26 protein-coding genes are annotated in these 24,201 nt (G+C 53.4%); 8 read left to right on the top strand and 18 right to left on the bottom strand.

Annotated elements, in window-relative coordinates; all coding sequences use genetic code 11:
* Positions 1-2 precede the first annotated feature (2 nt).
* Genes spoT through gmk form a run of 3 tightly spaced genes read right to left on the bottom strand, consistent with a single transcriptional unit; the run spans position 3 to position 3,090 of the window.
* Entirely contained in the window at positions 3-2,117 is a 2,115-nt protein-coding gene (spoT, locus tag A6013_RS15260) for a bifunctional GTP diphosphokinase/guanosine-3',5'-bis pyrophosphate 3'-pyrophosphohydrolase (RefSeq protein WP_028015011.1), read from the bottom strand.
* Positions 2,118-2,136: 19 nt separating this feature from the next.
* A complete protein-coding gene (gene rpoZ / locus A6013_RS15255; protein ID WP_000135058.1) occupies positions 2,137-2,412 on the bottom strand; it encodes a DNA-directed RNA polymerase subunit omega in 276 nt (91 codons plus the stop codon).
* A gap of 54 nt (positions 2,413-2,466) precedes the next feature.
* Positions 2,467-3,090 (bottom strand): guanylate kinase, encoded by a 624-nt coding sequence (gmk, locus tag A6013_RS15250; RefSeq protein WP_010426438.1) that lies wholly within the window; start codon positions 3,088-3,090, stop codon positions 2,467-2,469.
* A 251-nt stretch (positions 3,091-3,341) separates the two neighbouring features.
* Between gmk and ligB the strand changes: the two genes are divergently transcribed.
* A complete protein-coding gene (ligB, locus tag A6013_RS15245; RefSeq protein ID WP_069733362.1) occupies positions 3,342-5,012 on the top strand; it encodes an NAD-dependent DNA ligase LigB in 1,671 nt (556 codons plus the stop codon).
* Between the two features lie 2 nt (positions 5,013-5,014).
* Here ligB and A6013_RS15240 read toward each other — a convergent pair whose 3' ends face one another.
* Positions 5,015-5,632, bottom strand: coding sequence for a trimeric intracellular cation channel family protein (locus A6013_RS15240; protein ID WP_023334014.1), 618 nt, complete (start codon positions 5,630-5,632; stop codon positions 5,015-5,017).
* 206 nt (positions 5,633-5,838) lie between these two features.
* Positions 5,839-6,702 carry a YicC/YloC family endoribonuclease gene (locus A6013_RS15235; RefSeq protein ID WP_028015013.1) on the bottom strand — a complete coding sequence of 288 codons (864 nt, stop codon included), beginning with the start codon at positions 6,700-6,702 and terminating at the stop codon, positions 5,839-5,841.
* 125 nt (positions 6,703-6,827) lie between these two features.
* Between A6013_RS15235 and rph the strand changes: the two genes are divergently transcribed.
* The gene (rph, locus tag A6013_RS15230; RefSeq protein ID WP_010426431.1) at positions 6,828-7,544 is read left to right on the top strand and encodes a ribonuclease PH; all 717 of its coding nucleotides are present in this window, start codon (positions 6,828-6,830) and stop codon (positions 7,542-7,544) included.
* Between the two features lie 68 nt (positions 7,545-7,612).
* Positions 7,613-8,254: an orotate phosphoribosyltransferase gene (gene pyrE / locus A6013_RS15225; protein ID WP_069733361.1), complete on the top strand. Its 642-nt coding sequence runs from the start codon at positions 7,613-7,615 to the stop codon at positions 8,252-8,254.
* A 41-nt stretch (positions 8,255-8,295) separates the two neighbouring features.
* Here pyrE and slmA read toward each other — a convergent pair whose 3' ends face one another.
* The 3 genes from slmA to coaBC form a co-directional block, all read right to left on the bottom strand.
* Entirely contained in the window at positions 8,296-8,892 is a 597-nt protein-coding gene (gene slmA / locus A6013_RS15220; protein ID WP_028015015.1) for a nucleoid occlusion factor SlmA, read from the bottom strand.
* A 118-nt stretch (positions 8,893-9,010) separates the two neighbouring features.
* Positions 9,011-9,469: a dUTP diphosphatase gene (gene dut, locus A6013_RS15215; RefSeq protein WP_015570042.1), complete on the bottom strand. Its 459-nt coding sequence runs from the start codon at positions 9,467-9,469 to the stop codon at positions 9,011-9,013.
* Positions 9,447-10,658 (bottom strand): bifunctional phosphopantothenoylcysteine decarboxylase/phosphopantothenate--cysteine ligase CoaBC, encoded by a 1,212-nt coding sequence (gene coaBC / locus A6013_RS15210; protein ID WP_028015016.1) that lies wholly within the window; start codon positions 10,656-10,658, stop codon positions 9,447-9,449. Before coaBC ends, dut begins: the two co-directional genes overlap by 23 nt.
* A gap of 174 nt (positions 10,659-10,832) precedes the next feature.
* Between coaBC and radC the strand changes: the two genes are divergently transcribed.
* From radC to mutM, 4 genes are all read left to right on the top strand, one after another.
* On the top strand, positions 10,833-11,498 hold the full coding sequence (gene radC / locus A6013_RS15205; RefSeq protein ID WP_063437257.1) for a DNA repair protein RadC: 666 nt from the start codon (positions 10,833-10,835) through the stop codon (positions 11,496-11,498).
* 218 nt (positions 11,499-11,716) lie between these two features.
* Positions 11,717-11,953, top strand: a complete 237-nt coding sequence (gene rpmB / locus A6013_RS15200; RefSeq protein WP_002436699.1) for a 50S ribosomal protein L28 — start codon at positions 11,717-11,719, stop codon at positions 11,951-11,953.
* A 22-nt stretch (positions 11,954-11,975) separates the two neighbouring features.
* Positions 11,976-12,143 (top strand): 50S ribosomal protein L33, encoded by a 168-nt coding sequence (gene rpmG, locus A6013_RS15195; protein ID WP_003024094.1) that lies wholly within the window; start codon positions 11,976-11,978, stop codon positions 12,141-12,143.
* Between the two features lie 72 nt (positions 12,144-12,215).
* The gene (gene mutM / locus A6013_RS15190; protein WP_028015018.1) at positions 12,216-13,025 is read left to right on the top strand and encodes a bifunctional DNA-formamidopyrimidine glycosylase/DNA-(apurinic or apyrimidinic site) lyase; all 810 of its coding nucleotides are present in this window, start codon (positions 12,216-12,218) and stop codon (positions 13,023-13,025) included.
* 2 nt (positions 13,026-13,027) lie between these two features.
* Here the strand turns inward: mutM and coaD are convergent, their stop codons facing one another.
* From coaD to rfaQ, 7 genes are all read right to left on the bottom strand, one after another.
* A complete protein-coding gene (coaD, locus tag A6013_RS15185; RefSeq protein WP_045260067.1) occupies positions 13,028-13,507 on the bottom strand; it encodes a pantetheine-phosphate adenylyltransferase in 480 nt (159 codons plus the stop codon).
* Between the two features lie 3 nt (positions 13,508-13,510).
* Positions 13,511-14,281, bottom strand: coding sequence for a glycosyltransferase family 2 protein (locus A6013_RS15180; protein ID WP_048960267.1), 771 nt, complete (start codon positions 14,279-14,281; stop codon positions 13,511-13,513).
* Positions 14,281-15,555 (bottom strand): lipid IV(A) 3-deoxy-D-manno-octulosonic acid transferase, encoded by a 1,275-nt coding sequence (waaA, locus tag A6013_RS15175; RefSeq protein WP_028015020.1) that lies wholly within the window; start codon positions 15,553-15,555, stop codon positions 14,281-14,283. Before waaA ends, A6013_RS15180 begins: the two co-directional genes overlap by 1 nt.
* Positions 15,556-15,621: 66 nt before the next feature.
* Entirely contained in the window at positions 15,622-16,611 is a 990-nt protein-coding gene (locus A6013_RS15170; RefSeq protein WP_069733360.1) for a glycosyltransferase, read from the bottom strand.
* An 11-nt stretch (positions 16,612-16,622) separates the two neighbouring features.
* A complete protein-coding gene (locus tag A6013_RS15165) occupies positions 16,623-17,723 on the bottom strand; it encodes a glycosyltransferase (RefSeq protein ID WP_041911667.1) in 1,101 nt (366 codons plus the stop codon).
* Between the two features lie 2 nt (positions 17,724-17,725).
* Positions 17,726-18,853, bottom strand: a complete 1,128-nt coding sequence (locus A6013_RS15160; RefSeq protein WP_069733359.1) for a glycosyltransferase family 4 protein — start codon at positions 18,851-18,853, stop codon at positions 17,726-17,728.
* Positions 18,850-19,920, bottom strand: a complete 1,071-nt coding sequence (gene rfaQ, locus A6013_RS15155) for a putative lipopolysaccharide heptosyltransferase III (protein WP_069733358.1) — start codon at positions 19,918-19,920, stop codon at positions 18,850-18,852. Before rfaQ ends, A6013_RS15160 begins: the two co-directional genes overlap by 4 nt.
* 150 nt (positions 19,921-20,070) lie before the next feature.
* On the opposite strand from rfaQ, the gene A6013_RS15150 reads away from it, so the two are divergent.
* The gene (locus A6013_RS15150) at positions 20,071-21,033 is read left to right on the top strand and encodes a polysaccharide deacetylase family protein (RefSeq protein ID WP_069733357.1); all 963 of its coding nucleotides are present in this window, start codon (positions 20,071-20,073) and stop codon (positions 21,031-21,033) included.
* Positions 21,034-21,048: 15 nt separating this feature from the next.
* Here the strand turns inward: A6013_RS15150 and A6013_RS15145 are convergent, their stop codons facing one another.
* Genes A6013_RS15145 through A6013_RS15135 form a run of 3 tightly spaced genes read right to left on the bottom strand, consistent with a single transcriptional unit; the run spans position 21,049 to position 24,200 of the window.
* Complete coding sequence (locus A6013_RS15145; protein ID WP_069733356.1) at positions 21,049-22,212, bottom strand: O-antigen ligase; 1,164 nt, start codon at positions 22,210-22,212, stop codon at positions 21,049-21,051.
* On the bottom strand, positions 22,199-23,104 hold the full coding sequence (locus tag A6013_RS15140; protein ID WP_069733355.1) for a sugar glycosyltransferase: 906 nt from the start codon (positions 23,102-23,104) through the stop codon (positions 22,199-22,201). The genes A6013_RS15145 and A6013_RS15140 overlap by 14 nt, the downstream gene beginning before the upstream one ends.
* A gap of 1 nt (position 23,105) precedes the next feature.
* Positions 23,106-24,200, bottom strand: coding sequence for a glycosyltransferase family 9 protein (locus A6013_RS15135; protein WP_069733354.1), 1,095 nt, complete (start codon positions 24,198-24,200; stop codon positions 23,106-23,108).
* Between the last annotated feature and the right edge of the window lies 1 nt (position 24,201).

Here is a 24,201-nt window from a genome sequence, read left to right as displayed (position 1 = left end):
ACCTAGTTTCGGTTTCGGGTGACTTTAATCACGTCCGGCATGACGCGGATCTTGCGCATAATGTTCGCCAGATGCACGCGGTCGCGAGCGGTCAGACGAATAAAGGCGCTATAGACGCGGCCGTCTTTTTCTTCCGTATTCAGGCTCTGAATGTTGGACGAGGCCGTGTTGATGGCTGCCGTCAGGTTCGCCAGGGCACCCTGGTGGTTGAACATATCCACCTTAATTTCGGTGATAAATTCCTGCGCCGTCTCTTTATCCCACTCGACCGCCATAAACTTCTCGGCTTCTTTCTGGTAGCCGCGAATGTTACGACAGGATTCATGGTGGATAACCAGCCCTTTGCCCGGACTGACGTGCGCAATAATCGGGTCGCCAGGGATTGGACGGCAACATTTTGCGAAGGTGATCAGCACCCCGTCCGCGCCTTTGATCGGCAGATGAGCATGGCCGGATGCGCCTGGAGCAGATGGCGTCGCTTCGCCCTGCTGCAGGTTTTTCGCCACCACGACGCTCATCGCGTTACCCAGACCAATTTCCGCCAGCAGATCGTCCAGAGACGTGAGCTTCATACGGTCGAGTTCACGCTGAATATGCTCCGGTGGGATCTCAGCCAGCTTGCGGCTGCCGCCCAACGCGTGGTTGAGCAGACGACGCCCCAGGCTGACGGAGTCATCGCGCTTGAGGTTTTTCAACAGCTGACGAATTTTGGCACGCGCTTTGGAACTCACGACAAAGTTCAGCCAGGCCGCGTTCGGACGTGCACCCGGCGCGGTAATAATTTCTACCGTCTGTCCGCTGGAGAGCGGCTGAGACAGCGGGTAAGGCTGTCTGTCGACGCGCGCGCCCACGCAGGCGTGCCCGATATCGGTATGCACGGCGTAGGCGAAGTCGACCGGCGTTGCGCCCGCAGGCAGTTCGACAATGCGGCCTTCTGGGGTGAAAACGTAAATCTCATCCGGGAAGAGATCGGATTTAACGCTCTCGATAAATTCGAACGAGCTACCCGCACTCTGCTGAAGCTCCAGCAGGCTCTGCATCCAGCGCTGGGCGCGGATTTGCGCGGTGGTGCTGCTTTCGCCACCGTGCTCTTTGTAAGCCCAGTGCGCGGCTACACCCATCTCTGCCATCTGGTCCATGTCTTCGGTGCGGATCTGCACTTCAACAGGCACGCCGTGCGGACCGATCATCGAGGTATGCAAAGATTGATAGCCGTTCGCTTTCGGAATAGCGATGTAATCTTTCATGCGCCCCGGGCGCGGTTTATAGAGGCTGTGCATCTGCCCCAGCACGCGGTAGCAGGTGTCAGAGTCGTGGACGATTACGCGGAACGCGTAGATATCCATGATCGAGTGAAAACGCTGCTCTTTGAGCACCATTTTGCAGTAGATGGAGTAAAGATGTTTTTCGCGACCGCTGACGCGGCACGGGATTCCCGCTTCCTGCAAACGCCCTTCAATTTCAGAGAGGATCTTTTGAATCATCTCTTTACGGTTACCGCGTGCGGCTTTCACCACCTCTTTAATCACGCGATAGCGGTTCGGGTACAACGCTTCAAAGCCCAGCTCTTCCAGCTCGGTTTTGATGTGGTGGATACCTAAACGGTGCGCCAGCGGACTGTAAATTTCGAGGGTTTCACGGGCAATGCGGCGACGTTTATCCGGGCGAAGTGAGCCCAGCGTGCGCATGTTGTGGGTACGGTCAGCGAGTTTGATGAGAATGACGCGGATATCCTGCACCATCGCCATAATCATCTTGCGGAAGTTTTCGGCTTGCGCCTCTTTCTTGTCGCGGAATTTCAGCTTATCAAGCTTAGAGACCCCTTCCACCAGCTCGGCAACGCTTTTGCCAAACAGCTGTTCCATATCCTGGTAGGTGGCAGGGGTATCTTCGATCACGTCGTGCAGCAGGGCGGCCATCAGCGTTTCGTAGTCGAGTTTCATCTCGGCCAGAATACAGGCTACCGCAACCGGGTGCGTGATGTAGGGTTCACCGCTTGAACGTGTCTGGCCCTCGTGAGCGTCACGTGCAACGAGATACGCCTGCTGAAGACGCTTAATCTGGTCTTCAGGCAGGTAGGTTTGAATCAGTTGATTCAGGCTTTCAAACAGATACAAGGGCGACCCGCAGGTTTAATTAACGACGACCTTCAGCAATGGCGGTTACGGCCTGCAGTTCTGCGGCTTCCTGCTCTTGCTGCTCCTGGCGCTCACGCACGTCGAGGATCTGGTTGTTGATCAGACCTTCTTCGATTTCGCGAAGTGCAATAACGGTGGTTTTATCGTTTTCTTCCGGTACCAGCGGATCTTTGCCGCCCACCTGCATCTGACGAGCGCGACGCGCGGCGACCAGCACCAGGTCAAAACGGTTACCAATTTTCTCTACAGCGTCCTGAACAGTTACGCGTGCCATACTTAAAATGCTCCACAGGTGAAGAAATGACTGGGCATGATACTGAAAGTGGGTTCAGTCTGCCAACAGTTTGGTGATTAATGCGTCATGTCGCTGCTTCTGGCGGCTCATACGCAGTCGTTCTGCGCGAAGAATGGTTTTGAGATCGCTCAGCGCGGCATCAAAATCATCATTCACAATAAGGTAATCATATTCCGCGTAATGGCTCATTTCTGCAACTGCCTGTTCCATACGCTTTGCGATGACTTCTTCACTGTCCTGACCGCGGCCACGCAGGCGGCGATCCAGCTCATCCTTCGACGGCGGTAAAATAAAGATACTGCGCGAGTCAGGCATTTTCTTGCGAATTTGCTGTGCGCCCTGCCAGTCGATGTCGAGGAACACATTCACGCCCGTCGCCAGAACCTGCTCAATGGTTTCACGCGAGGTGCCGTAGTAGTTACCAAACACTTCTGCGTGTTCAAGAAACGCATCTCTGCCGATCATCGCTCTGAACTCGTCGTGATCCACAAAGAAATAGTGTTCACCGTGCACTTCACCCGGACGCGGCGCTCGCGTGGTGTGAGAAACAGAAACCTGTGTGTCGTACAACGGTTGGGTTTTTAACAGTGCCTGAATAAGGCTGGATTTACCCGCGCCGCTAGGGGCAGAAACAATATAAAGCGTGCCTTGAGCCATGAGAGTCTTTTGTATGTGTTAACGAAGAAGTCCTACATACGGGCTTATTATACACGTCGCCGCTGTGTGACGTAGCCTTTGTCACACTTTTTCCCCTGGATTATTGAATTTTGCGTACCGTTTTCAGGTTTTACCTGCGGTTTGCCGCAATAAAAATTAACGCTGGATAGCGCCTCGCAACGTGAAAGGTTGCTATTAGCGTCGTTTCTCACGTCAGGTTATACCTCCTGCATTGCAGAGGAGGGATAGCGATGTGGCGGTGGATAAGCGGGTTAATGCTGTTGTGGTGTGGTTACGGGGCGGCGGTGTGCCCGGTGTGGTCACAGGCAAAAGCCGAAAAAGAGATTGCGTCATTAAGTGCACAAATCAAACGCTGGGATGAGGCTTACTGGAAGCTGGGGGTGAGCGAGGTCAGTGACGAAGTGTATGACCAGCTCAATGGCCGTTTAACCCAGTGGCAGCGCTGTTTCGGCAACGATTTTGCTGAGAGCGCCCTTCCTGCGCTGGAGGGAAACGTAAAACATCCTGTTGCCCATACGGGGGTACGTAAAGCAGCCAGCAAAGAAGCGCTGGGTCACTGGATGCACGGCCGGAAAAATCTCTGGATGCAGCCAAAAGTCGATGGCGTGGCGGTGACGCTGGTGTATCGCAACGGAAAGCTAGCGCGGGCCATCAGCCGTGGTAATGGGTTAAAAGGCGAGGACTGGACCGCCCGCGTGCGTTTGATCCCGTCCGTACCCAAGGAGGTATCCGGCGCGCTTGCAAACAGCGTCTTACAGGGGGAGCTTTTCTGGTTACGCGAAAACCACGTCCAGCGGCAGATGGGCGGAATGAATGCTCGCGCAAAAGTGGCGGGTGCGATGATGCGACAAAAGGACAACGCGCTTCTGAGCCAGACAGGAATATTTATCTGGGCCTGGCCGGATGGACCGAAGGGAATGGAAAACAGGCTTTCTGAGCTGTCCAGCGCAGGCTTTTCCCTGACGGCGCGCTATACGTTGCCCGTACAAGCGGTTGATGCTGTTGAAAAACAGCGTTTGGCCTGGCAAAACACGGCATTGCCCTTTGCCACGGATGGCATAGTGGTTCGGTCTGCGGAGCCACCTACAGGGGAGAGTTGGCTGCCCGGCGAAGGCAACTGGATTATCGCGTGGAAATATTCGCCTGCGGCACAGGTCGCAGAGGTCAGGAATATTCTTTTTTCCGTGGGGCGCACGGGCAAAATTTCTGTCGTGGCGGCACTTGAGCCTGTGCAGTTGGACGATAAACGGGTGCAGCGAGTGAGTCTCGGTTCGGTTGGGCGCTGGCAGAGGCTGGATATTGCCCCGGGCGATCAGATCCAGGTCAGCCTGGCAGGGCAGGGTATCCCCCGGTTTGATAAGGTGGTCTGGCGAGGGGCGGACAGACAAAAACCTGAGCCTCCGGCCTCGCGTTATCACTCCCTGAGTTGCTTTTATGCCTCGCCGGAGTGTATGGAACAGTTCTTTGCCCGGCTGACGTGGCTCAGTTCAAAGCAGGTATTCAACATTGAAGGATTAGGTGAGTCAGGCTGGCGCACACTCTGGCAGGCGCATCATTTTGAACATCTCTTTTCGTGGCTGCTATTAACGCAGGAGCAGCTGCAGTCGACGCCGGGATTCTCTGCCGCACGCGGGCTGGCGCTCTGGCATCGCTTTAATCAGGTGCATGAGCAGCCTTTTATCCGCTGGATTTTGGCGCTGGGTGTTCCGCTGCCACAGGCCTCGCTGAAGGCGTTGGAAGATGTGTCGTGGCAAAAGATGAGTGAACGCAGTGAAAAGGCCTGGCAGGCCTTGCCGGGTACGGGTGCGGAGAAGGCGCGGCAAATCGTTGCCTGGCTGCACGCGCCAGAGATCGATGTGTTGATCAGATGGCTTGCTCAGCAGCACATCAATGGGTTCTGAGATCAGTGGGCGCTGTGCTTATAGTGAAACACGGGCAATCCGAGCTTCAGACGCAGCGCCAGCATGCGGGCCGTAAAGCCAAACAGCAGCGTGGAGATGACCACCACGTCGTGGTTTGAAACGTAATGCTGCAGGGCAATGTAGAGCACCGCTGCGGCGAAGGAGATGCCGGCATACAGCTCTTTTTGAAAGACCAGAGGAATGCGCTTGCAGAACATATCGCGCAGCACGCCGCCGAATACGCCCGTCACCACGGCGGCAATGGTAGCGATAACCGGACCTTCCCCCATATCGAGCGCGATTTGTGCACCGATGATAGAAAAGACGATCAGCCCCAGTGCATCAAGCACCAGGAACAGGCGGCGAAGGTGCGGCATAACGGGTGCCACGATGGTGGTTAATACGGCGGCCGTTGCGACGATAATCACATACTCAGGATGTTTCACCCAGCCGAGCGGGTAATGGCCAAGCAGGATATCGCGCACGGAACCGCCGCCCAGCGCGGTTGCAGTGGCAATAATGATCACGCCGAAGGTGTCCATCCGGCGACGCCCGGCGGCGAGAGCGCCAGTCATGGCTTCAGCGGTGATACCAATAAGATAAAGAATGTGAAGCAGCATATACCCTCCGGTGTGAACGCGGAAAGGTTAGCGATTTGTGCGCAAGATCACGATTGAGATTTTCTAAGGCGATTGGGTTTCACCTATAAAATTTAATCAATACATGTTGAATATCTTTGATACTTGGCTGCTGAATTTGAAAAGAGGCGGGAATTCGGATTAGAAATAATAATGGATGGCGTCAGCCGACGCCATCCAAAAAGCGATTACTCAATATTCTGGATCTGCTCGCGCATCTGCTCAATCAGAACCTTGAGTTCAATCGCTGAGTTGGTCACTTCAGCGTTGATAGACTTAGACGCCAAAGTGTTCGACTCGCGGTTGAACTCCTGCATCATAAAGTCCAGACGGCGGCCTACAGCTTCCTTCTTCTTCAGGATGTTGTAGGTCTCTTTAACGTGCGCTTCCAGACGGTCCAGCTCTTCAGCAACATCGATACGCTGCGCCATCAGCACCAGCTCTTGTTCCAGACGGGTGTTTTCCAGCTGAACTTCCGCTTCTTCCAGCTTGGCGACCAGACGCTCGCGCTGCCATTGCAGTACTTCCGGCATATGGGCGCGAACCTTCGCCACTTCAGCGCTGACGCCTTCAAGGCGCTGCTCAATCATCGCTTTCAGTGCCTGGCCTTCGGTTTCGCGGGCAACGATAAAGTCATCCAGCGTGCCGTCGAGGGCTGCCAGAATTTCTGCGGCAATCGCGTCCAGATCCTGCTCGCCGGCGGCCATGACGCCAGGCCAGCGCAGAATATCAACCGGGTTGATTTCGCCTTCATCGCTCTGCATTTTGACCCAGTTCGCCGCATTCACGAGCTGTTTCGCCAGTTTTTCGTTGAGGATCAGCTCGCCCTGTGCGCTGGCATCTGGCTCAAAGCGCAGGTTGCATTCCACTTTCCCGCGGGTCAGACGCGTACGGATACGCTCGCGCACCACAGGTTCAAGGCTGCGGAACTGTTCCGGCATACGGAAATATGTTTCCAGATAGCGCTGGTTTACCGAACGCATTTCCCAGGTAGCGCTACCCCAGCTACCCTTGATTTCACGCCGGGCGTAGGCGGTCATACTGCGGATCATAGACATTCCCGTTTTTAAAGGAGAGATGGGGGGATTATAGCTTTCGGGGGCTTCTCAGGATAGGAATAAGCGTCCTTTATCCGTATAATGCGCAGCCACATTCGTTTCAAGCCGGAGAATCCATCATGCGTCCATCAGGTCGTAGCGCCAATCAGGTGCGTCCCGTCACCCTGACCCGTAACTATACAAAACACGCTGAAGGCTCCGTGCTGGTTGAGTTTGGTGACACCAAAGTGCTTTGCACCGCGTCCATCGAAGAGGGCGTTCCGCGCTTTCTGAAAGGGCAGGGCCAGGGTTGGATCACCGCCGAGTACGGCATGCTGCCACGCGCGACCCATACCCGTAACGCCCGTGAAGCGGCAAAGGGTAAGCAGGGTGGACGTACCATGGAAATCCAGCGCCTGATCGCACGTGCGCTGCGCGCCGCCGTTGACCTGAAAATCCTCGGTGAATTCACTATTACCCTGGATTGCGACGTGATTCAGGCAGATGGCGGCACGCGTACCGCGTCCATTACCGGTGCCTGTGTGGCGCTGGCCGATGCCCTGAACAAGCTGGTTGCAGCCGGTAAGCTGAAAACCAACCCTATGAAAGGGATGGTCGCGGCGGTTTCCGTGGGGATCGTTAATGGTGAAGCGCTTTGCGATCTGGAATATGTTGAAGATTCTGCCGCCGAGACCGACATGAACGTGGTGATGACCGAAGATGGTCGTATCATTGAGGTGCAGGGAACGGCGGAAGGTGAGCCGTTCACCCATGAAGAACTTCTCTCTCTGCTGGCGTTGGCCCGAGGGGGAATCGAATCCATTGTAACGACGCAAAAAGCGGCGTTAGAAAATTGATTTTAAAGGCGACCAATGAGTCGCCTTTTTTTTGCCTGCAAGACAGAAAAAACCAAAGGAGCGAATCCATGAAATCGTATCAGCGCCAGTTTATTGAGTTTGCGATTAATAAACAGGTACTTAAGTTTGGCGAATTTACGCTGAAATCCGGGCGTAAGAGCCCATATTTCTTCAACGCCGGGCTGTTTAATACCGGGCGCGATCTGGCACTGTTAGGCCGCTTCTATGCCGAAGCGCTGGTGGATTCCGGGATTGATTACGACCTGCTGTTTGGCCCTGCGTACAAGGGCATTCCGATTGCAACTACCACGGCGGTGGCGCTGGCGGAGCACCATGACCGTGATGTGCCGTACTGCTTTAACCGCAAAGAGGCCAAAACCCACGGTGAAGGCGGTAATCTTGTGGGCAGCGCGCTGCAGGGCCGCGTGATGCTGGTCGACGACGTGATTACCGCAGGCACCGCGATCCGTGAATCTATGGAGATTATCCAGGCCAACGGTGCGACGCTGGCTGGCGTGCTGATTTCTCTTGATCGTCAGGAGCGCGGTCGCGGCGATATCTCTGCTATCCAGGAAGTAGAGCGTGATTACAGCTGCAAAGTGACCTCTATCATCACCCTGAAAGACCTGATTGCGTATCTGGAAGAGAAGCCAGAGATGGCGGATCACCTGGCGGCGGTGCGGGCGTATCGCGAAGAGTTTGGTGTGTAATTGAATTGCCCGGCGGCGCTACGCTTACCGGGCCTGCGGTGCTACTGCAGCTGCGCTGCCACTAACGGCCAGCGGGCGTCAAAATCGTCCGTTGGTCGGTATTTGAATTCGCTGCGCACAAAGCGGGAGAGCATGCCTTCACAAAACGCCAGAATCTGGCTTGCCAGCAATGTCTCATCCGTATTGTATCCTTCGCCTTCACGCATTTTCTTCTCGCGCAGCACCTGGCGCAGCTGCGCTTCAATACGCTCAAAAAGCTGATTGATGCGGCCCTGCAGCCTGTCCTGCTCAAACATCAGCGCGTGGCCGGTCAGGATACGGGTTAAACCCGGATTGCGCTCCCCAAAGCCCAGAATTAACAGCACAATCAGACGAAGACGCGCGGTGGTATCTTTTTCATCTTTCAGAATCAGGTTAATGCGCGTGATCAGACTGTCTTCAATAAACTCGATCAGGCTGTCGAACATTTTTGTTTTGCTGGGGAAATGACGATACAGCGCCGCCTCAGACACGCCCACAGAGGCGGCCAGTTTGGCGGTGGTGATGCGTTGACTGCCATCGCTGGATTCAAGCATCAGAGCCAGAGATTGAAGTATTTCTTCGCGACGATTCCTTTTCGCGGTTTGTTTTTCTGCCATGTTACAAAATACCCCTGAAAATAAGCACTTGCCAGGCTGGCATCCACACAGCGACCGCAAACTGACGTTTGCGGTTTGTTATTGCGTTATGGCGCTGCGAGATACGTGTGTCGGGCGGTTATTTGCGCCCGGAATGGCCGAAGCCGCCTTCGCCACGGTCGGTGGCATCAAAGTCTGCCACCAGGTTAAATTCTGCCTGTACCACCGGTACAAAAACCATCTGCGCGATACGCTCGCCAGGTTCAATGGTGAAGCTGTCCTGACCACGGTTCCAGACGGACACCATCAGCTGACCCTGGTAGTCGGAGTCGATCAGGCCGACCAGGTTACCCAGCACTACGCCGTGCTTATGGCCCAGACCCGAGCGCGGCAGGATCACTGCCGCCAGAGACGGATCTGCAATGTGGATCGCCAGGCCAGTCGGGATCAGGGTAGTGGCACCGGGAGCCAGTTCTACGGCGTCATCGAGACAGGCGCGCAGGTCAAGTCCGGCAGAGCCGGAGGTGGCATAGGTTGGCAGCGGGAATTGCTCGCCAACACGCGGGTCCAGAATCTTAACGTCGATTTTTTTCATCATAACGGGTAACGATCTCGTCCAGTAATTGTTGGCCCAGGAGTTCCTTGCGCTCAAGCGGTAAGATTTTATCTCCATCCTGCCAGAAAAGGTGCAGTGCGTTGCTGTCGCTATTAAATCCTTGCGTGGCCAGCGATACGTCGTTCGCGCAAATTAAATCGAGGTTTTTGCGGGTACGTTTTTGCCGGGCATATTCTTCCACATTATTCGTTTCTGCGGCAAATCCAACAACGTAAGGACGATGGCTTTTTAATGCGGCGACACCGGCAACAATGTCCGGGTTTTTCACCATTTTCAGTGTTAATTCATCGCCTTGCTTTTTGATTTTAGACTCGGCGATGGTCTCGGCGCGATAGTCTGCCACGGCCGCACAGCCGATAAAAATCTGCTGGCGTTGCGCATGAGCCTGCACGGCGGCTTCCATCTCCAGCGCGGTGGTAACATTAATACGCTGTACAAAAGGTGGCGTAGGTAACGAGACCGGGCCGCTGACCAGCGTGACGTTAGCACCGCGTTTTGCCGCTGCGGCAGCAATCGCAAAGCCCATTTTACCGGAGCTGTGGTTGGTGATGTAACGCACCGGGTCCAGCGGTTCGCGCGTCGGGCCCGCGGTAATCATGATGTTGAGATGTTGCAGGTCGTTGACAGGTGAAAAATGGGCGGCGGCCATATCCACAATCGTCAGCGGGTCGAGCATACGCCCCGGGCCAACGTCGCCGCAGGCCTGGCTGCCGCTGTCCGGGCCCCAGACAAGCAGGCCGCGCGAAGCCAGCGTCTCCAGATTATGCTGGGTGGCGGCATTGCGGTACATCTGCTGGTTCATGGCGGGCACAACGGCGACGGGCGCAGGCGTCGCGAGGCAAATGGTCGAAACCAGATCGTTCGCCATACCGGCCGCCACGCGGGCAATTAAATCTGCCGTGGCAGGGGCAAGAATCACCAGATCGGCCCATTTCCCAAGCTCAATATGCCCCATCGCGGCTTCGGCGGCCGGATCGAGCAGGCTGTCAGATACCGGGTATCCTGAAACCGCCTGCAGGCTCAGAGGGGTGATAAAGGCTTTACCGCCTTCGGTTATCGCGACCCGCACGTCCGCCCCGCGCTCGCGCAGACGACGCACCAGCTCCGGCGCTTTATAGGCAGCAATGCCGCCGCTCACGCCAAGAACGATTTTTTTACCGGCCAGGCTCATCATGATTCTTTCCTGTTGGGTTTCACCAGAGAGCGGGCATTTTACCACAATCCCAAATAGGGGGGTGATGAAGTCCTTTATGCACTTTGCGAGGCGCTACGCAAGAACGAAACCTCAGCGTCGAGCCCCGGATTTGCCTGTGGCAGCATAATGGCAAACAGAAGGAGGCCGGGCATGGAAGAGACTGAACTGCTGCTACCGCGCGAAAAAATGCTGCGTCATGGCGTCGCGTTATTAAAAGACGAGGAGCTGCTGGCGCTCTTTTTACGTACAGGTACGAAGGGAAAAACGGTATTTACGCTGGCGAAAAATCTGATAGACCATTTTGGTTCACTACATGGTTTGCTGACAGCCGAACTGGAGGCGTTTACGCACTTAGAAGGCATTGGCGTCGCGAAGTATGCCCAGTTACGGGGTATTGCTGAACTTGCCCGGCGATTTTATAACGTACAGATGGAGGAGCAAGATCCGATCCTTACCCCTGACATGACCCGCGAATTTTTGCAAAGCCAGCTATCCGGTCTGGAGCGGGAGATCTTTATGGTGATCTTTCTCGACAACAGGAACCGGGTACTGAAGCACAGCCGCCTGTTTTCGGGTACACTGAGCCACGTTGAGGTACATCCGCGTGAAATTGTGCGTGAAGCGATAAAAGTGAATGCAGCGGGGGTGATCCTCGCGCATAATCACCCCTCTGGCTGTGCAGAACCGAGCAGAGCTGACAAAGAAATCACCGAACGCATTATCAAATGCTGTCAATTCATGGACATTCGTGTTCTGGACCATCTGATAATTGGCCGCGGAGAGTACATTTCTTTTGCAGAACATGGCTGGATTTAGGCTATTTCTCGCGATCCATCGGGATCTTTGTCTGTTCGGGACTTGAGCACACCGCCGAGTCAGCGTATACTACGCCACCTTTGAGAATCTCGGGTTTGGCATTTGGGCCTGGCAATCGAGAGTTCACTTAGAACTACGCGATGACCGGGCTGTAAAGCCTGACGAGGCGCCGATACCCCATACGAAGCTCGAGCTAATTTGATTTTTGGAGAATAGACATGTCCCGAGTCTGCCAAGTTACTGGCAAGCGTCCGGTGACCGGTAACAACCGTTCCCACGCACTGAACGCGACTAAACGCCGTTTCCTGCCGAACCTGCACTCTCACCGTTTCTGGGTTGAGAGCGAGAAGCGTTTTGTCACCCTGCGTGTATCTGCTAAAGGTATGCGTGTAATCGATAAGAAAGGCATCGATACAGTTCTGTCTGAACTGCGTGCCCGTGGCGAAAAGTACTAAGTACTTAAAGAGGAAATAAATCATGGCTAAAGGTATTCGCGAGAAAATCAAGCTGGTTTCTTCTGCTGGTACAGGTCACTTCTACACCACCACGAAGAACAAACGTACTAAGCCGGAAAAACTGGAACTGAAAAAATTCGATCCAGTTGTACGCCAGCACGTACTGTACAAAGAAGCTAAAATCAAATAATTTTAGCCTCCTTGTATTGAAAAACCCCGCAACTGCGGGGTTTTTTGCATTCTGCATCTCAACGGAGGAACCATGCCTGAATTACCTGAGGTAGAGACCAGCCGTCGCGGCATTGAGCCCCATCTGGTCGGCGCGACTATTCTTCATGCCGTCGTTCGCAATGGACGACTGCGCTGGCCGGTGTCCGATGAGATCCACGCGTTAAGCGACAAACCCGTCCTTAGCGTGCAGCGCCGCGCGAAATACCTGCTGCTGGAGCTGCCTGACGGCTGGATCATTATCCATCTTGGGATGTCCGGGAGCCTGCGCATCTTGACCGAAGAATTGCCTGCGGAAAAACACGATCACGTTGACCTGGTAATGAGCAACGGCAAAGTGCTCCGCTACACCGATCCGCGGCGCTTTGGCGCGTGGCTGTGGACGAAGGAGCTGGAAGGACACAACGTGCTGGCGCATCTGGGCCCTGAGCCGCTTTCAGACGCGTTTAATGCGGACTACCTGAAAGAGAAGTGCGCGAAGAAAAAGACCCCGATCAAGCCCTGGCTGATGGATAACAAGCTGGTGGTCGGCGTGGGGAATATTTACGCCAGTGAATCGCTGTTTGCGGCCGGGATCCATCCCGATCGGCTGGCCTCGTCGCTGTCCGCGCAGGAGTGTGAGCTGCTGGTTCGGGTCATTAAAGCAGTGCTGCTGCGCTCGATTGAGCAAGGCGGGACCACCCTGAAGGATTTTCTGCAAAGCGACGGTAAACCAGGCTATTTTGCCCAGGAGCTGCAGGTGTATGGCCGTAAGGGCGAGCCATGCAGGGCATGCGGGACGCCGATTATTGCCACGAAGCACGCCCAGCGCGCCACGTTCTACTGCCGCCAGTGTCAGAAATAGAACTACTTTAGCTTTTCCATCAGTGCCAGGTGGACGTTATCCGGCAGGAAATGGGTAACGTCCCCGTGATGGCGCGCCACCTCTTTTACCAGCGTGGACGAGATAAACGACCACTCTTTTGACGGCATCAGGAATACGCTTTCCAGCTCCGGCATCAGGTGGCGGTTCATGTGCGCCAGCTGCATCTCATACTCGAAGTCTGCCACCGCGCGCAGGCCACGAATCAGAATATTGGCCTGCTGGGCGCGGGCGAAGTTCGCCATCAGATCGCTGAACCCGACAACTTCAACATTTGGCAGGTGCGAAATGGCGTCGGTGGCAAGTTGCACGCGCTCGTTGAGATCAAACATCGGCTTTTTGCTGGGGCTGGCGGCAATCGCCAGGATCACCTTGTCGAACATGCACGCTGCACGGGTAATGATGTCAAGATGACCGTTAGTGATCGGATCGAAGGTACCCGGATAAATCGCTTTTGTGCTCATGGCTCACGTTTTCTCTGAGTAGCCGCGGCAGAGCGCCCACAGCTCGGTGTATTTGTTGAAAGTATACTGGGCATTCACTACCGCCAGTAACCAGCCCTGCTTACCATCCAGCACGCCGCCGCGCAGCAGCAGCGTTTTCAGAAACGCGCCCAGCGTGTGGGTGAAGATTCCTGTCAGCGAGGCCTTCTTGCCGCGCTGGTGGCGTTCCTGCGCCCATGCGGTGGCATAGTTGAGCTGCTTTTGCTGGAAGCTGGCGAAATCACGGCAGGTCAGATGCAGCAAATCACCCGTCAGGGGGATGACCTGGGCGCCGTCGCAGGCCAGTGACTCATGGACAAGATTGTCGTTGTACTGAAAGCGCCCGCGCTCGTAGAGGCGCATTACGCGATCCGGATACCAGCCGCTGTGGCGCATGAAGCGGCCAAGGAAGTAGTTACGACGCGCGATGCTGTATACGGCGCCAGGCTGGGGTGAGGAAAGCACCGCCTGAATGGCCTGCTGGAGTTCTGGGGTGACGCGCTCGTCGGTGTCGATCATCAGCACATAATCGCCCGTGGCGTGAGCCTGCGCGCGCTGGCGCTGAATGCCGTAGCCCTGCCAGTCGGTATCGGTAAAGACTTTTGCGCCCGCAGCCCGGGCGATGTCCACCGTGTTGTCCGTGCTTCCGGAGTCGAGGATAACAATTTCGTCAGCCCAGGCGACGGAGGCCAGGCAGTCCGGAAGCAGGTCGGCGGCGTTTTTGGCGATCATGACGACCGACAGACGCGTAGACATTAGTGGCTCCGCTGAGGCAGATAAGGTTGCAGAAGCTGCAGCAGACGGGTGAGTGCGCCCTGGTTCTGGTGCAGCACTTCGACGGCGTGGCGACCGTACCACAGGCGGTAATCTTCATCCGTCAGAAGGGTCGATACTTCTTTGACGACCGAGTCCGCATCGGTCACGGTAATTAAACCATCGGCCTGCTGCAATTTAGCGCAGATATCTTTGAAGTTAAACGTGTGTGGACCCATCAGCACAGGAATGGCGTGGGCTGCCGGCTCCAGCGGGTTATGGCCTCCGCGCTCCACCAGGCTGCCGCCAACAAAGGCGAGGTCAGCAATGCCGTAGAGCAGCATCAGTTCGCCCATCGTATCGCCAATCACCACCTGGGTACTGCCGGAAGGGATCTCTCCGCTGCTGCGCAGGGTGAAGCTGAAGCCGCCTTTCTGCACCATTTCGCGGGCATCTTTAAAACGTTCGGGGTGACGAGGCACCAGAATCAGCAGTAGGTCCGGGAAGGTTTCCAGCAGCTTACGGTGCGCCTGCAGGATAATCGCCTCTTCGCCCTCATGAGTACTGGTCGCTATCCAGACCTGGCGACGCGGAGCCCACTGGCGGCGCAGCGTGATGGCGCGGGCGGCCAGTTCAGGGGTAACGGAAATATCGAATTTCAGGCTGCCGGTCACGGCAAGCTGGTTGCGCTTCAGGCCCAGGGAGATAAAGCGCGCCGCGTCTTCTTCGTTCTGCGCGGCAATCAGCGTGATTTTGCTCAGCAGGCGGCGCATAAATTTGCCCAGCTTGCCGTAGCCTTTCGCCGAGCGCTCTGAAAGGCGCGCGTTGGCAATCACCAGCGGAATTTTACGGGCGTGCAGAGCGGAAATCATGTTCGGCCACAGCTCGGTTTCCATCACGATCACCAGCTTCGGGCGAACGGTGTTCAGGAAACGATTCATAGCGCAGGGCAGATCGTAAGGGAGGTAGACGTGATGAACGTCTTTGCCAAACGCGGATAACGCGCGCTCTGAGCCGGTTGGCGTCATGGTGGTGACGGTAATCGGCAGAGACGGGTAGCGGTGGCGCAGAGCGCGAACCAGCGGGATCGCCGCTAGCGTTTCACCGACAGAAACGGAATGCAGCAAAATACCGTCCGGGGCGACTTTATTGCGGCAAAAGCCATAGCGTTCAGCCCAGCGTTTACGATACGCAGGCGCTTTACGGCTACGAAGCAACAGTCTCAGCCACACCAGTGGCTGAATGATATAGAGCAGGGCGGTATACAACAATTCCAAGCGATTATCCGTCTTTTTAGTTTCGGCGGGCAAATTCTAAGCATTTAAGCCAGGTAAAGCTATCTCTTATGCCAGATACCGTTTTAAACGGAAGTAGCGTCGGCCCAGGCGCCAGCGCAAACGCGGGCTTTTGGCACTTTTCCAGATAAGCTTCCAGATCCCGGTGTCGAAGAACTCTTTGATAATCATTGTTTTCTTTGTCTCATCCTTCATGTTGTCGAAGGTATGAATGATCCCCAGCCCCTCTTTGGCGATTTGCCAGTGGCAGGCGGGGATATTTTTCACTTTATCCGGGTAACGCTGGTTAATGGCATCAAGCATCTGCAGGATTTTCATGTAGTGGCGCGCGGAGCGGATCAGCGTGTCGTCATTATCCGGCGTATGCGATACCGAGGCAGAGTGAATGTAGTAGTCATAAAAGCGTTCACTGGTGTACTGAACGCGCTCTGCGGCAAGCAGCACCTCGGTGGTCCACGGGATATCCTGATGGCGCAGCCCGGGTTCGAAATGGAAACTGTGTTTACGAATAAAATCGTGGCGATAGATATTAAGCCAGGTCACGTGCAGGAACTTACGTGAATCCAGCGCCATCTTTAACCATGCCGGGCCCGTCATAACGCCCGTTGAGGCGAGTTTATCCTCGGGGAAGATAGGTCGAGACGGTTTCTTATCATTTTCCCAGACGTAGTTGCCGTTGCAGGTGGCGACATCCAGATCCTGCGTGACGGCCATATCCAGCAGACGCTGGTACATGCCAGGTTTGAAGACGTCATCAATATCCGGGAAAGAGAGATACTGACCGGTTGCAACGGCCAGGCCGGTATTTCGCGCAATGGAAACGCCCTGGTTTTGCTGTTCAATCACCTGCATCTGCGGCAGTTTTTCACGCCAGCGTTCGACGATCTGCATCGAGCGGTCAGTTGAGCCATCATTGACAATAATGACTTCCATGCTGTCGATGCGTTGATTCACAAGGCAGGTAAAGAACTGATCCAGAAAAGCTTCGCCGTTATAAACGGCAACCACCACGCTTAACAATGGCGCTGAATTTTGCATAAGAAACCTGATTATTTTTGATTGTCGACCAAAGCAATGTACTGCTGGCAAATGGCATTGATACCGAACGAGGCAATCGTTGCATCGCCAACGACCGGCGGGGCGGTATAAATATCTACCAGGGTTTTTGCCAGTGACGCGTCATTTAGCTCTGCCAGCCCGCGCGCTAAGGCGCCGGTGAGGATTTCTGCGGGGCCACCCGGACAATTGGTACTGACCGGTGGCGTCTGGCAGATAATGGATTCCACCAGCACATTACCAAAACCTTCGCAGTCAGAACTTAACACTAAGAGGCGTGCCCCTTTAATCCAGGGGTAGGGATTGGAGTCGAAGGGACGGAAAACCGTCTTGTCTTCAATACCCAGGTCGCGGGCAAGCTGTTTGAGCTTTTGAATTTTGGCTTCGGAACCATTGCCCATCATCACAAGCGTAGTGTCGAGCTGACTCTGTGCGAACGCGCGTAAAAGACGGTCGTGGCGTTTGTGCTCATGGAAGCGGCCGACATGGATGATGTAATCCTTCCCTTGCATCTCGAAGGGGGCATCCGCCAGACGCTGAATTTCAGGGATATCAAAAGGATTGTGGATAACCGCTTTACGCCGGAGTTTCAGAGCCAGGGTCTCGGAAAGGTCTTTCAGCACGGCGCCTGAGACGGCGACAACGTTTCGGTTTTCGTAGGTATGACGAATTTTAAGATGCTTAAACCAGCGCGAAAGCCCGCTGCGATGGCGAAGATAGGAGAAAGAGAACATGCCATGCACGCAGAACCAGACTTTTTCACGCTCCAGCGCGCGGCAGTGCGCCACAATGCGGTCAGTTTTGTGCAGATGAGAGAACACAACGTCAAATTTTCCGCTGCGCTCAGCCCGCTCAATTGCCTGATCCAGCAGGCGGGCTCGGCGTGGGATCTCCGTCAGCTTGCGCCACGGTTTTTTGCAGGTATCCTGAACCACCTGATAATCAATGCCTTCCGGGATGGCGTAATCACACACTTTCCGCAGAGAGAAAAGGGAGACCTGATGCCCCATTTCCGTTAATCCGCTGGAAAGTGTAAGAACTGTTTTTTCAGCTCCCCCACCGGGTAAACCATCAATAATCATTAGGATGCGCATTTTTAATCCAGTAATTTTTGATAAAGCGAAATAAGCTGACTTGACAGTTTTTCGGGGGTGGCGTCTTTTACCCGTTCACGTGCCGCTTGCCCCAGCGTGTTATTTTTTCCCAGAGAAGGAGTGGCTGCAATTGCCTCCTTCAATGTGTTGATATCCAGGGCGTCACAATAAAATCCGTTCTGGCCTTGCTGAATAAATTCAGCGCCTCCGCAACTCTCTGAAGTAATGACGGGCAAGCCGCAGGCCATCGCTTCAAGAATGACGTTTGGAAAGGGATCATACAGCGTTGGCAACAGTAAACCATCGGATAGCTGATAAAAAGGCAGCGTTTCTTTTTGCATCCCCAGGAAACGGATTTGCCCTTCGCAGCCCAATGAACGGGCGAGGTCACGATAACGATGTTCTGCTTTATCCTGTCCAACCACAATCAGCCAGGCTGAAGTTCCTGCGATAGCGCGTATGGCGCTGGCCAATCCTTTTCGTTCAAATCCCGATCCTACAAAACAGAACACCACGGCATCGGCTGGCAAACCAAATTGCTGACGCAGCGCGGCACGCTGTGCTTCCTGGGCCGGAACGAAGCGGCTGGAATCAATTGAATTATAAATCACATGTATCTTTTTTGCGTCAAGATCAAAGTCTTCGACGATTTCGCGTTTGATCATCTCCGCATTACAGATAACCGCTTTCAGCTCTGGCGCCTGGTACATTTCACGCTCGGCGTGCATCACGTAGCGGTGATAGCGGTCGACCATCAGCATTTTCGCGCGCCAGGCGGGCAGGATGCGCGCACGCTGTAGCAGCCAACGGCGATGAACGCCATCGCCAGCGCGGTAGATATCACAGCCCGGAATCCGCTCGTGGCTTTGCACAATATCAAACTGCTGTTGCTGCCACAGCGCGCGGGCAGCATGGGCAAACCCGCGTTCGCGGCTAATTCGGCCCCATTTGCGCGGGTCGCAAATATGGATATGCCAGTCGTCCTGTCTCTCGCCCTGCCATTCACGCGTAATGACGTTGAGTTCAAGATTCTGATTGCTCAGCGCGGTGAGCGCACGTGAAACGAAGCGCTCCGCTCCGCCATCAGGGCGATACTTTTGGCGAACAATCGCCAGACGATTGTGTTTCATGACAAATATCTCCTTGCAGCGGAGACGACAGCATCAACAGGAATGGCGTCGAGATAGCGTTCTTTCGTTTTGGTATCAATAGCGTCGGGATCGGGAAGGGGACCGTAGTCGCCAGCCCAGATGACTTCACCGTTGACTTGCCATGGAGACCAAAACGTCAGTTTGGAGGGGCCAAACAGCGCCACGCAGGGCGTCTGCAGCGCGGCGGCCATATGCATCGGAACGGAGTCAACGCCAATAAAAAGACACGCGTGGTCGATGAGTGAGGCCAGCTGGCGCAACGTTAGCTGTCCCGCCAGCGAGACGACCCCCGTTTTCGGTGAGGCGGCGAGTATGCGATCTATCATCGCCAGCTCTTTTTTATCCGGCCCGGCCGTGAGTACAACGGTATGCCCATCCTGCTGCAGCGCGGTGATGGTTTGCGCCATTTTGCTTTCATCCCAGCATTTGAAGAACCAGCGTGATGTCGGCTGAATGACGATGTAGTTATCGCCCACTCCTTTTTGCACCAGCTCCTGGCGGGCGTGGTGCCAGTCTTCTGCACTGTAGGCCATGGTAACAGCTGGCTCAGGTGCGACCTGTAATGGTGACAGAATGGAGAGATTTTGTTCGACAGTGTGCAGGGATTTGTGATTTGCAACAGAGACTAAATCGCTATGACAGAAACGCCAGAATGGATTGTTGCGTTTGTTAAAGGCGAATCCGAGGCGAACCGGCGCACCAGTGAAACGGGTGACGATAGCGCTACGCCACTGATCGGCAAGATTTATCACCAGATGATAATGTTGCTTTCGTAACGCGCAGAGTAACTGCCACTCCTTTTGAAGGTGCTTTAGCGTGCCCAGTTGCTTCCATTTACGATCGATTCCATAAATAGTGCCAATCGTCGGGTGCGCGGCGAGCATATCGCGCGTTTCTTCATACAACAGCACGTCAATTTGCGCTTGTGGCCATTTTTGACGTAATGAATCAATGACGGGGGTGGTCAATAACATATCGCCATGATGGCGGAGTTTGATCAGTAGAATGCGCAAATCAGGCGTGTCAGGTAAGTTATTCATCATCATCTTATCGGCGTTGTACTGTTGGCAATTCTAATAGACCTGGTAGCGACTTGCACTCTTTCTCCATAATCTCAGGAATTTCCCAGGAAGGGTTTACTCAGGCTTTGGAGAGTGCGTAACATAGCGCTAACTTCCCTGTCATGCGGACTCATTATGAAAAAACCAGCGTTTATCATCACGATTGATACTGAGGGCGATAATCTCTGGGAGAATCACCGCGTCATTAAAACGGAAAATGCGCGCTATCTGGCCCGGTTCCAGGCCCTCTGTGAGCGTTTTGGTTTTAAGCCCGTATGGCTGACAAACTATGAGATGGCAATCGAGCCCGTTTTCATTGAATTCGCCAGGGACGCGATCGCTCGTGGTCAGGGGGAGGTGGGTATGCACCTTCATGCATGGAATAGCCCACCTGAGCACGATCTCACGGGAGATGACTGGCGCTGGCAACCGTATCTGATTGAATTTTCAGACGAGGTGATGCGTGAGAAAGTGCTGTTCATGACCCGTCTGCTGGAAGAGACATTTCAGACCAAAATGCTGAGCCACCGCGCCGGGCGTTGGGCATTTGATAGCCGCTATGCAAAATTGCTCGTTGAACTGGGCTACCAGGTTGATTGCTCCGTGACGCCACGCGTGAACTGGCGCAATGCGAAAGGTGCTCCGCAGGGCAATGGCGGAACGGATTATCAGCATTTCCCCGACCACGCCTATTTTATGGATTTAGATACTATTTCTCAGGCGGGAAATAGCCCCTTACTCGAAGTGCCGATGAGCATTCAGTATAAACATCCGGCCTGGTTGAACACGATCAAACAGGGATACGATCGGCTTCGCGGGAAATACCGCTCTCCGTCCGTAAACTGGTTGCGACCGTCCGGCGGCAATGCGGCGCAGATGATTCAGGTCGCGCAGCAGTGCCTGTCGCGGGGACAGGATTATGTGGAGTTTATGCTTCACTCGTCTGAATTTATGCCAGGCGGAAGTCCGACCTTTAAAGATGAGGCGGCGATTGAAGGTTTATATCAGGATTTAGAAGCGCTTTTTAGCTGGCTATCCGATAAGACGGTGGGGATGACGCTGGCGGAGTTTTATTCCCATAAAAAAAGCGCCGATTAATCGGCGCCTCTGGAATTATTTTTGCAGCGCGGTTTTTACCGGGGTGCTGAAAATAATGGCAAGTGGAAGCCAGAATAGCACCCAGTATTCTCGCGGATTGCTGATCACAAACATGCCCTGGGTAACATAGAACATCAGCGCAAAGACAATAACCGCAATCTCTGCTTTGTGATTAGCAGCAAGGTGGCGAAGACATTGTCTGCCCGCAAAGAGAACCATACTCAAAAGCAGCAGAAGTCCCACTACTCCCCCCTTCAGGAAGGTCGCTAAATAAAGGCTATGCGTTGTGGTAACAGGTTGACCATAGCCGTTAATGAATTCAAGTTCTTTATTGAAACCCCAGCCGAAAATCATTTTTTGTTTCGCTATTTCAAAGGCATGCTGCCAGATGCCGAAACGGACAGAGCCTGCACGGGAAGATTCTTCCGCGCGTTTGAGGAATATATCGAAGAAGCCGCTGAAATAGAGGATGGAGCCAATAGCTAACAATACGATCAGCGAGCCCGCTAACAGCTTAAAATTCCATTTCGGTTTACACAGAAACGCAACGATAGCGGCGACAATCATCGAAAGGAAAGGCCCTCGGCTTTGGGTCAGAATCAAGCAGACCAGCAGCAGGGGAACGGGAATATAGAACCAGTAGTTACGCGTTTCGCGAACTAGAATGGCGCTCAACAGAATACCCAACGCCATGTATCCCCCAAGATCAATGACATTATCCGGGGAGAACGGGAAAGCATGCGTTAGCCGGTTTTGAAATATTTGCTCTTTATTGACATAAACCAGCGTTAATATCGTCAGTGCCACGATGCCGAAATAGGTTGCGCCAATGATGTATTTTTTTCTTTCCTGTAACTCACACTGACGATAAAGGCACAGGAAAATAAATAAATAAAAGGAATGGCTGATGGCTGAGCTAAGATGTGAAGATTCCGCCCACAAATTTGAGAGTGAAAAGTAGAGCAAAAAGGCACCGGTCATCCCCAGTGCAGGAAGGAAGTCACGATCGTTGATAAAACGGATGCGTGTCTCACTATTGATAATCATAGTGATGATAAATAGAGCCAGCGTGATATGGAATAAGATATTTACTCGTGAGACTCCGCAAAAAATCATGCTCAAAAACATAAAGAGCACAAAAGGATAGAACAGGCCGCGTTGCAAATTAATTGAAGACATCACTAAAATCCTTTCTGGGAAAAACGGAGTCAGGGATAGCGCTTTGAGGAGAGAGGTTGATAACTGAAATATTATCCTCTTTGAATATGTTGCTTGCCAGCGTTAGCGCGGGGAGCACAGTATTATGCACTTTATCCTCAAGAAATGAGGGCAACATCGTATCGTTGCTTTCATAGAAACGTGGCTGGTTGAAATTATTCATATCAAGACCAGCAATGTGAATTTTTTTGAATCCCAGAAAGTAAATTATCTGGAGCGCCCAATATATCACGGTGCCAGCATCCACCACACCATGTCGCACATCACGACTAAAAGCAATATTAGGATGCGTATCAGAGAAAACAATTTCTGGTGTGTCCGCTAAAGCTTGACGCAGATTATCCTGTTTGATTGAAGGTTTGTAGGTCTCATAACAAATATCTTCAATGATACAAATTTCGCACTGGATGTTTTCGTAGGAGAAACGATTTATAAGCTTGACGATCCCCATGACGGTAGTAAATAAAATAACATTTTTACAGCCTGTTAATTGTTTCAAAAGCGCCGTTTGGCGGTCGATAAATGTCATGTCGACAATGAAATAAAGACTAAAGTTGAGCTGATTATTAAGGTGCCATGCGCCGTTCACGCCAGCGGTCGCTACCGATGCCGGCAATTTTGCAAAATCAATATGTTTGATTGAGGGGCCTGTCGCCGCAATCAGGATCTCACCATTGAATCGATGATGAAGTAAGGATAAATAGGTCAGTTTGATATCCAACCCCTTATATTTTAAATCACATATTTCACCGGTTTCATTGCGGGACAATTTAATAAATGGCCACAAATTCTCATTATGTCGCATATTACGCTTATGCGTATATCGATACAGTTGCTTGGTCAAAGATCCCATTTTACGCCTCAAGTGATTCTTTTTTGTTTTTATTCAGGGTCGTTAATAAACTCGCAATCTTATCCAGATCGGTTTCACTTACGGCAAACAGCTCTTCTTTCGGTTGGCTGAAATAGTAACGCGTTTCGAATACGTATGAATTAATATTTTCATCATTTCCAATCAACAGAACATTGCCGAGAGGGCGTTGTTCGTAATGGCAGCACGGGCCAAACAACATGACGACAGGTACACCCACTGCATCGGCAATGTAAATATTCCCGGAATCAGACGCGATATAGCAATCCATCTTTGAAATAGCCCACGGGAGTTCTTCCAGCGTGATTTTCCCAATCAGACTGATCAAGTTAGGAATGTCACCGTAAGCGCGGGTGATATCGTCCAACCACGACTGTTCATCAGGGGCGCCAAACACATGAAACTCGCAGGGCAGGTCGGCGAGACGGTCAATAATTCGCTTCCAGATGACCGGCGGCACCGTTTTGGCTTTATTACCTGCGGCAATGCTGATGCCGATGCGGATCACATCAGGTTTGTCGAGAATTGCCGGGTAGGTCGATGGTTTAAACAGTGGCTTTGTGGCGTGCTTGGGAGAGTCCTGCCACGTCAACGAACGGTCGGCCAGCTTAAGATAGTTCGTTACCGACAGCGTTTTTCTGCCGTGTTCAACGGTACCATCGGCCATTGCATAGAAAATCCCGTGATACCACCTGCGCGTGTACGTGCTTAAAAATTGCTTGCTTTTGGCGTTACAAACGGAGGCGAAAAAGAGATTTACGCTATTCGGCTGTAGCAGGTAGACATTGTCGTAACGGTTCATGATCCTGCAGGCGAAGCAGAGCTTACGCCATAGATTGCGCTTATGCTGTTCGATGAAGTAGATCTGCTCGATATTCTCGTCATGCTTCGCCAGCGCACCCACGCTGCGACTGATCAGCACGTCGCTTTTTTTTAGCCAGGCCAGAAGAGGCGTTGCATTAACAAAATCACCGATTTTGGCTGTCTGAATGACCAGGTTTTTCCCTGTCTCTTTGCGCAACAGCTTCCGGATAAGCTTCACCGGAAAGAGTAAAATCAGCAGAAATACGTAACTCATG

This window comes from Enterobacter sp. IF2SW-B1, from assembly GCF_001743375.1.
Classification (GTDB): domain Bacteria; phylum Pseudomonadota; class Gammaproteobacteria; order Enterobacterales; family Enterobacteriaceae; genus Enterobacter; species Enterobacter bugandensis.
Note: the sequence above shows the minus strand (reverse complement) of the source record. Positions and strands in the feature narration are given on the sequence as shown.

Bases quoted from the DNA above. Each gene is read 5' to 3' on its own strand.
- gmk (WP_010426438.1), bottom strand. From the start codon at position 3,090: ATGGCTCAAGGCACGCTTTATATTGTTTCTGCCCCTAGCGGCGCGGGT.
- coaBC (WP_028015016.1), bottom strand. From the start codon at position 10,658: ATGAGCCTGGCCGGTAAAAAAATCGTTCTTGGCGTGAGCGGCGGCATT.
- A6013_RS15160 (WP_069733359.1), bottom strand. From the start codon at position 18,853: ATGAAACACAATCGTCTGGCGATTGTTCGCCAAAAGTATCGCCCTGAT.
- A6013_RS15145 (WP_069733356.1), bottom strand. From the start codon at position 22,212: ATGTCTTCAATTAATTTGCAACGCGGCCTGTTCTATCCTTTTGTGCTC.
- slmA (WP_028015015.1), bottom strand. From the start codon at position 8,892: ATGGCAGAAAAACAAACCGCGAAAAGGAATCGTCGCGAAGAAATACTT.
- dut (WP_015570042.1), bottom strand. From the start codon at position 9,469: ATGATGAAAAAAATCGACGTTAAGATTCTGGACCCGCGTGTTGGCGAG.
- A6013_RS15240 (WP_023334014.1), bottom strand. From the start codon at position 5,632: ATGCTGCTTCACATTCTTTATCTTATTGGTATCACCGCTGAAGCCATG.
- A6013_RS15140 (WP_069733355.1), bottom strand. From the start codon at position 23,104: ATGGGATCTTTGACCAAGCAACTGTATCGATATACGCATAAGCGTAAT.
- rpmB (WP_002436699.1), top strand. From the start codon at position 11,717: ATGTCCCGAGTCTGCCAAGTTACTGGCAAGCGTCCGGTGACCGGTAAC.
- coaD (WP_045260067.1), bottom strand. From the start codon at position 13,507: ATGAGCACAAAAGCGATTTATCCGGGTACCTTCGATCCGATCACTAAC.
- A6013_RS15165 (WP_041911667.1), bottom strand. From the start codon at position 17,723: ATGCGCATCCTAATGATTATTGATGGTTTACCCGGTGGGGGAGCTGAA.
- pyrE (WP_069733361.1), top strand. From the start codon at position 7,613: ATGAAATCGTATCAGCGCCAGTTTATTGAGTTTGCGATTAATAAACAG.
- A6013_RS15235 (WP_028015013.1), bottom strand. From the start codon at position 6,702: ATGATCCGCAGTATGACCGCCTACGCCCGGCGTGAAATCAAGGGTAGC.
- A6013_RS15150 (WP_069733357.1), top strand. From the start codon at position 20,071: ATGAAAAAACCAGCGTTTATCATCACGATTGATACTGAGGGCGATAAT.
- A6013_RS15180 (WP_048960267.1), bottom strand. From the start codon at position 14,281: ATGTCTACGCGTCTGTCGGTCGTCATGATCGCCAAAAACGCCGCCGAC.
- radC (WP_063437257.1), top strand. From the start codon at position 10,833: ATGGAAGAGACTGAACTGCTGCTACCGCGCGAAAAAATGCTGCGTCAT.
- rpmG (WP_003024094.1), top strand. From the start codon at position 11,976: ATGGCTAAAGGTATTCGCGAGAAAATCAAGCTGGTTTCTTCTGCTGGT.
- ligB (WP_069733362.1), top strand. From the start codon at position 3,342: ATGTGGCGGTGGATAAGCGGGTTAATGCTGTTGTGGTGTGGTTACGGG.
- rfaQ (WP_069733358.1), bottom strand. From the start codon at position 19,920: ATGATGATGAATAACTTACCTGACACGCCTGATTTGCGCATTCTACTG.
- A6013_RS15170 (WP_069733360.1), bottom strand. From the start codon at position 16,611: ATGCAAAATTCAGCGCCATTGTTAAGCGTGGTGGTTGCCGTTTATAAC.
- mutM (WP_028015018.1), top strand. From the start codon at position 12,216: ATGCCTGAATTACCTGAGGTAGAGACCAGCCGTCGCGGCATTGAGCCC.
- rpoZ (WP_000135058.1), bottom strand. From the start codon at position 2,412: ATGGCACGCGTAACTGTTCAGGACGCTGTAGAGAAAATTGGTAACCGT.
- A6013_RS15135 (WP_069733354.1), bottom strand. From the start codon at position 24,200: ATGAGTTACGTATTTCTGCTGATTTTACTCTTTCCGGTGAAGCTTATC.
- rph (WP_010426431.1), top strand. From the start codon at position 6,828: ATGCGTCCATCAGGTCGTAGCGCCAATCAGGTGCGTCCCGTCACCCTG.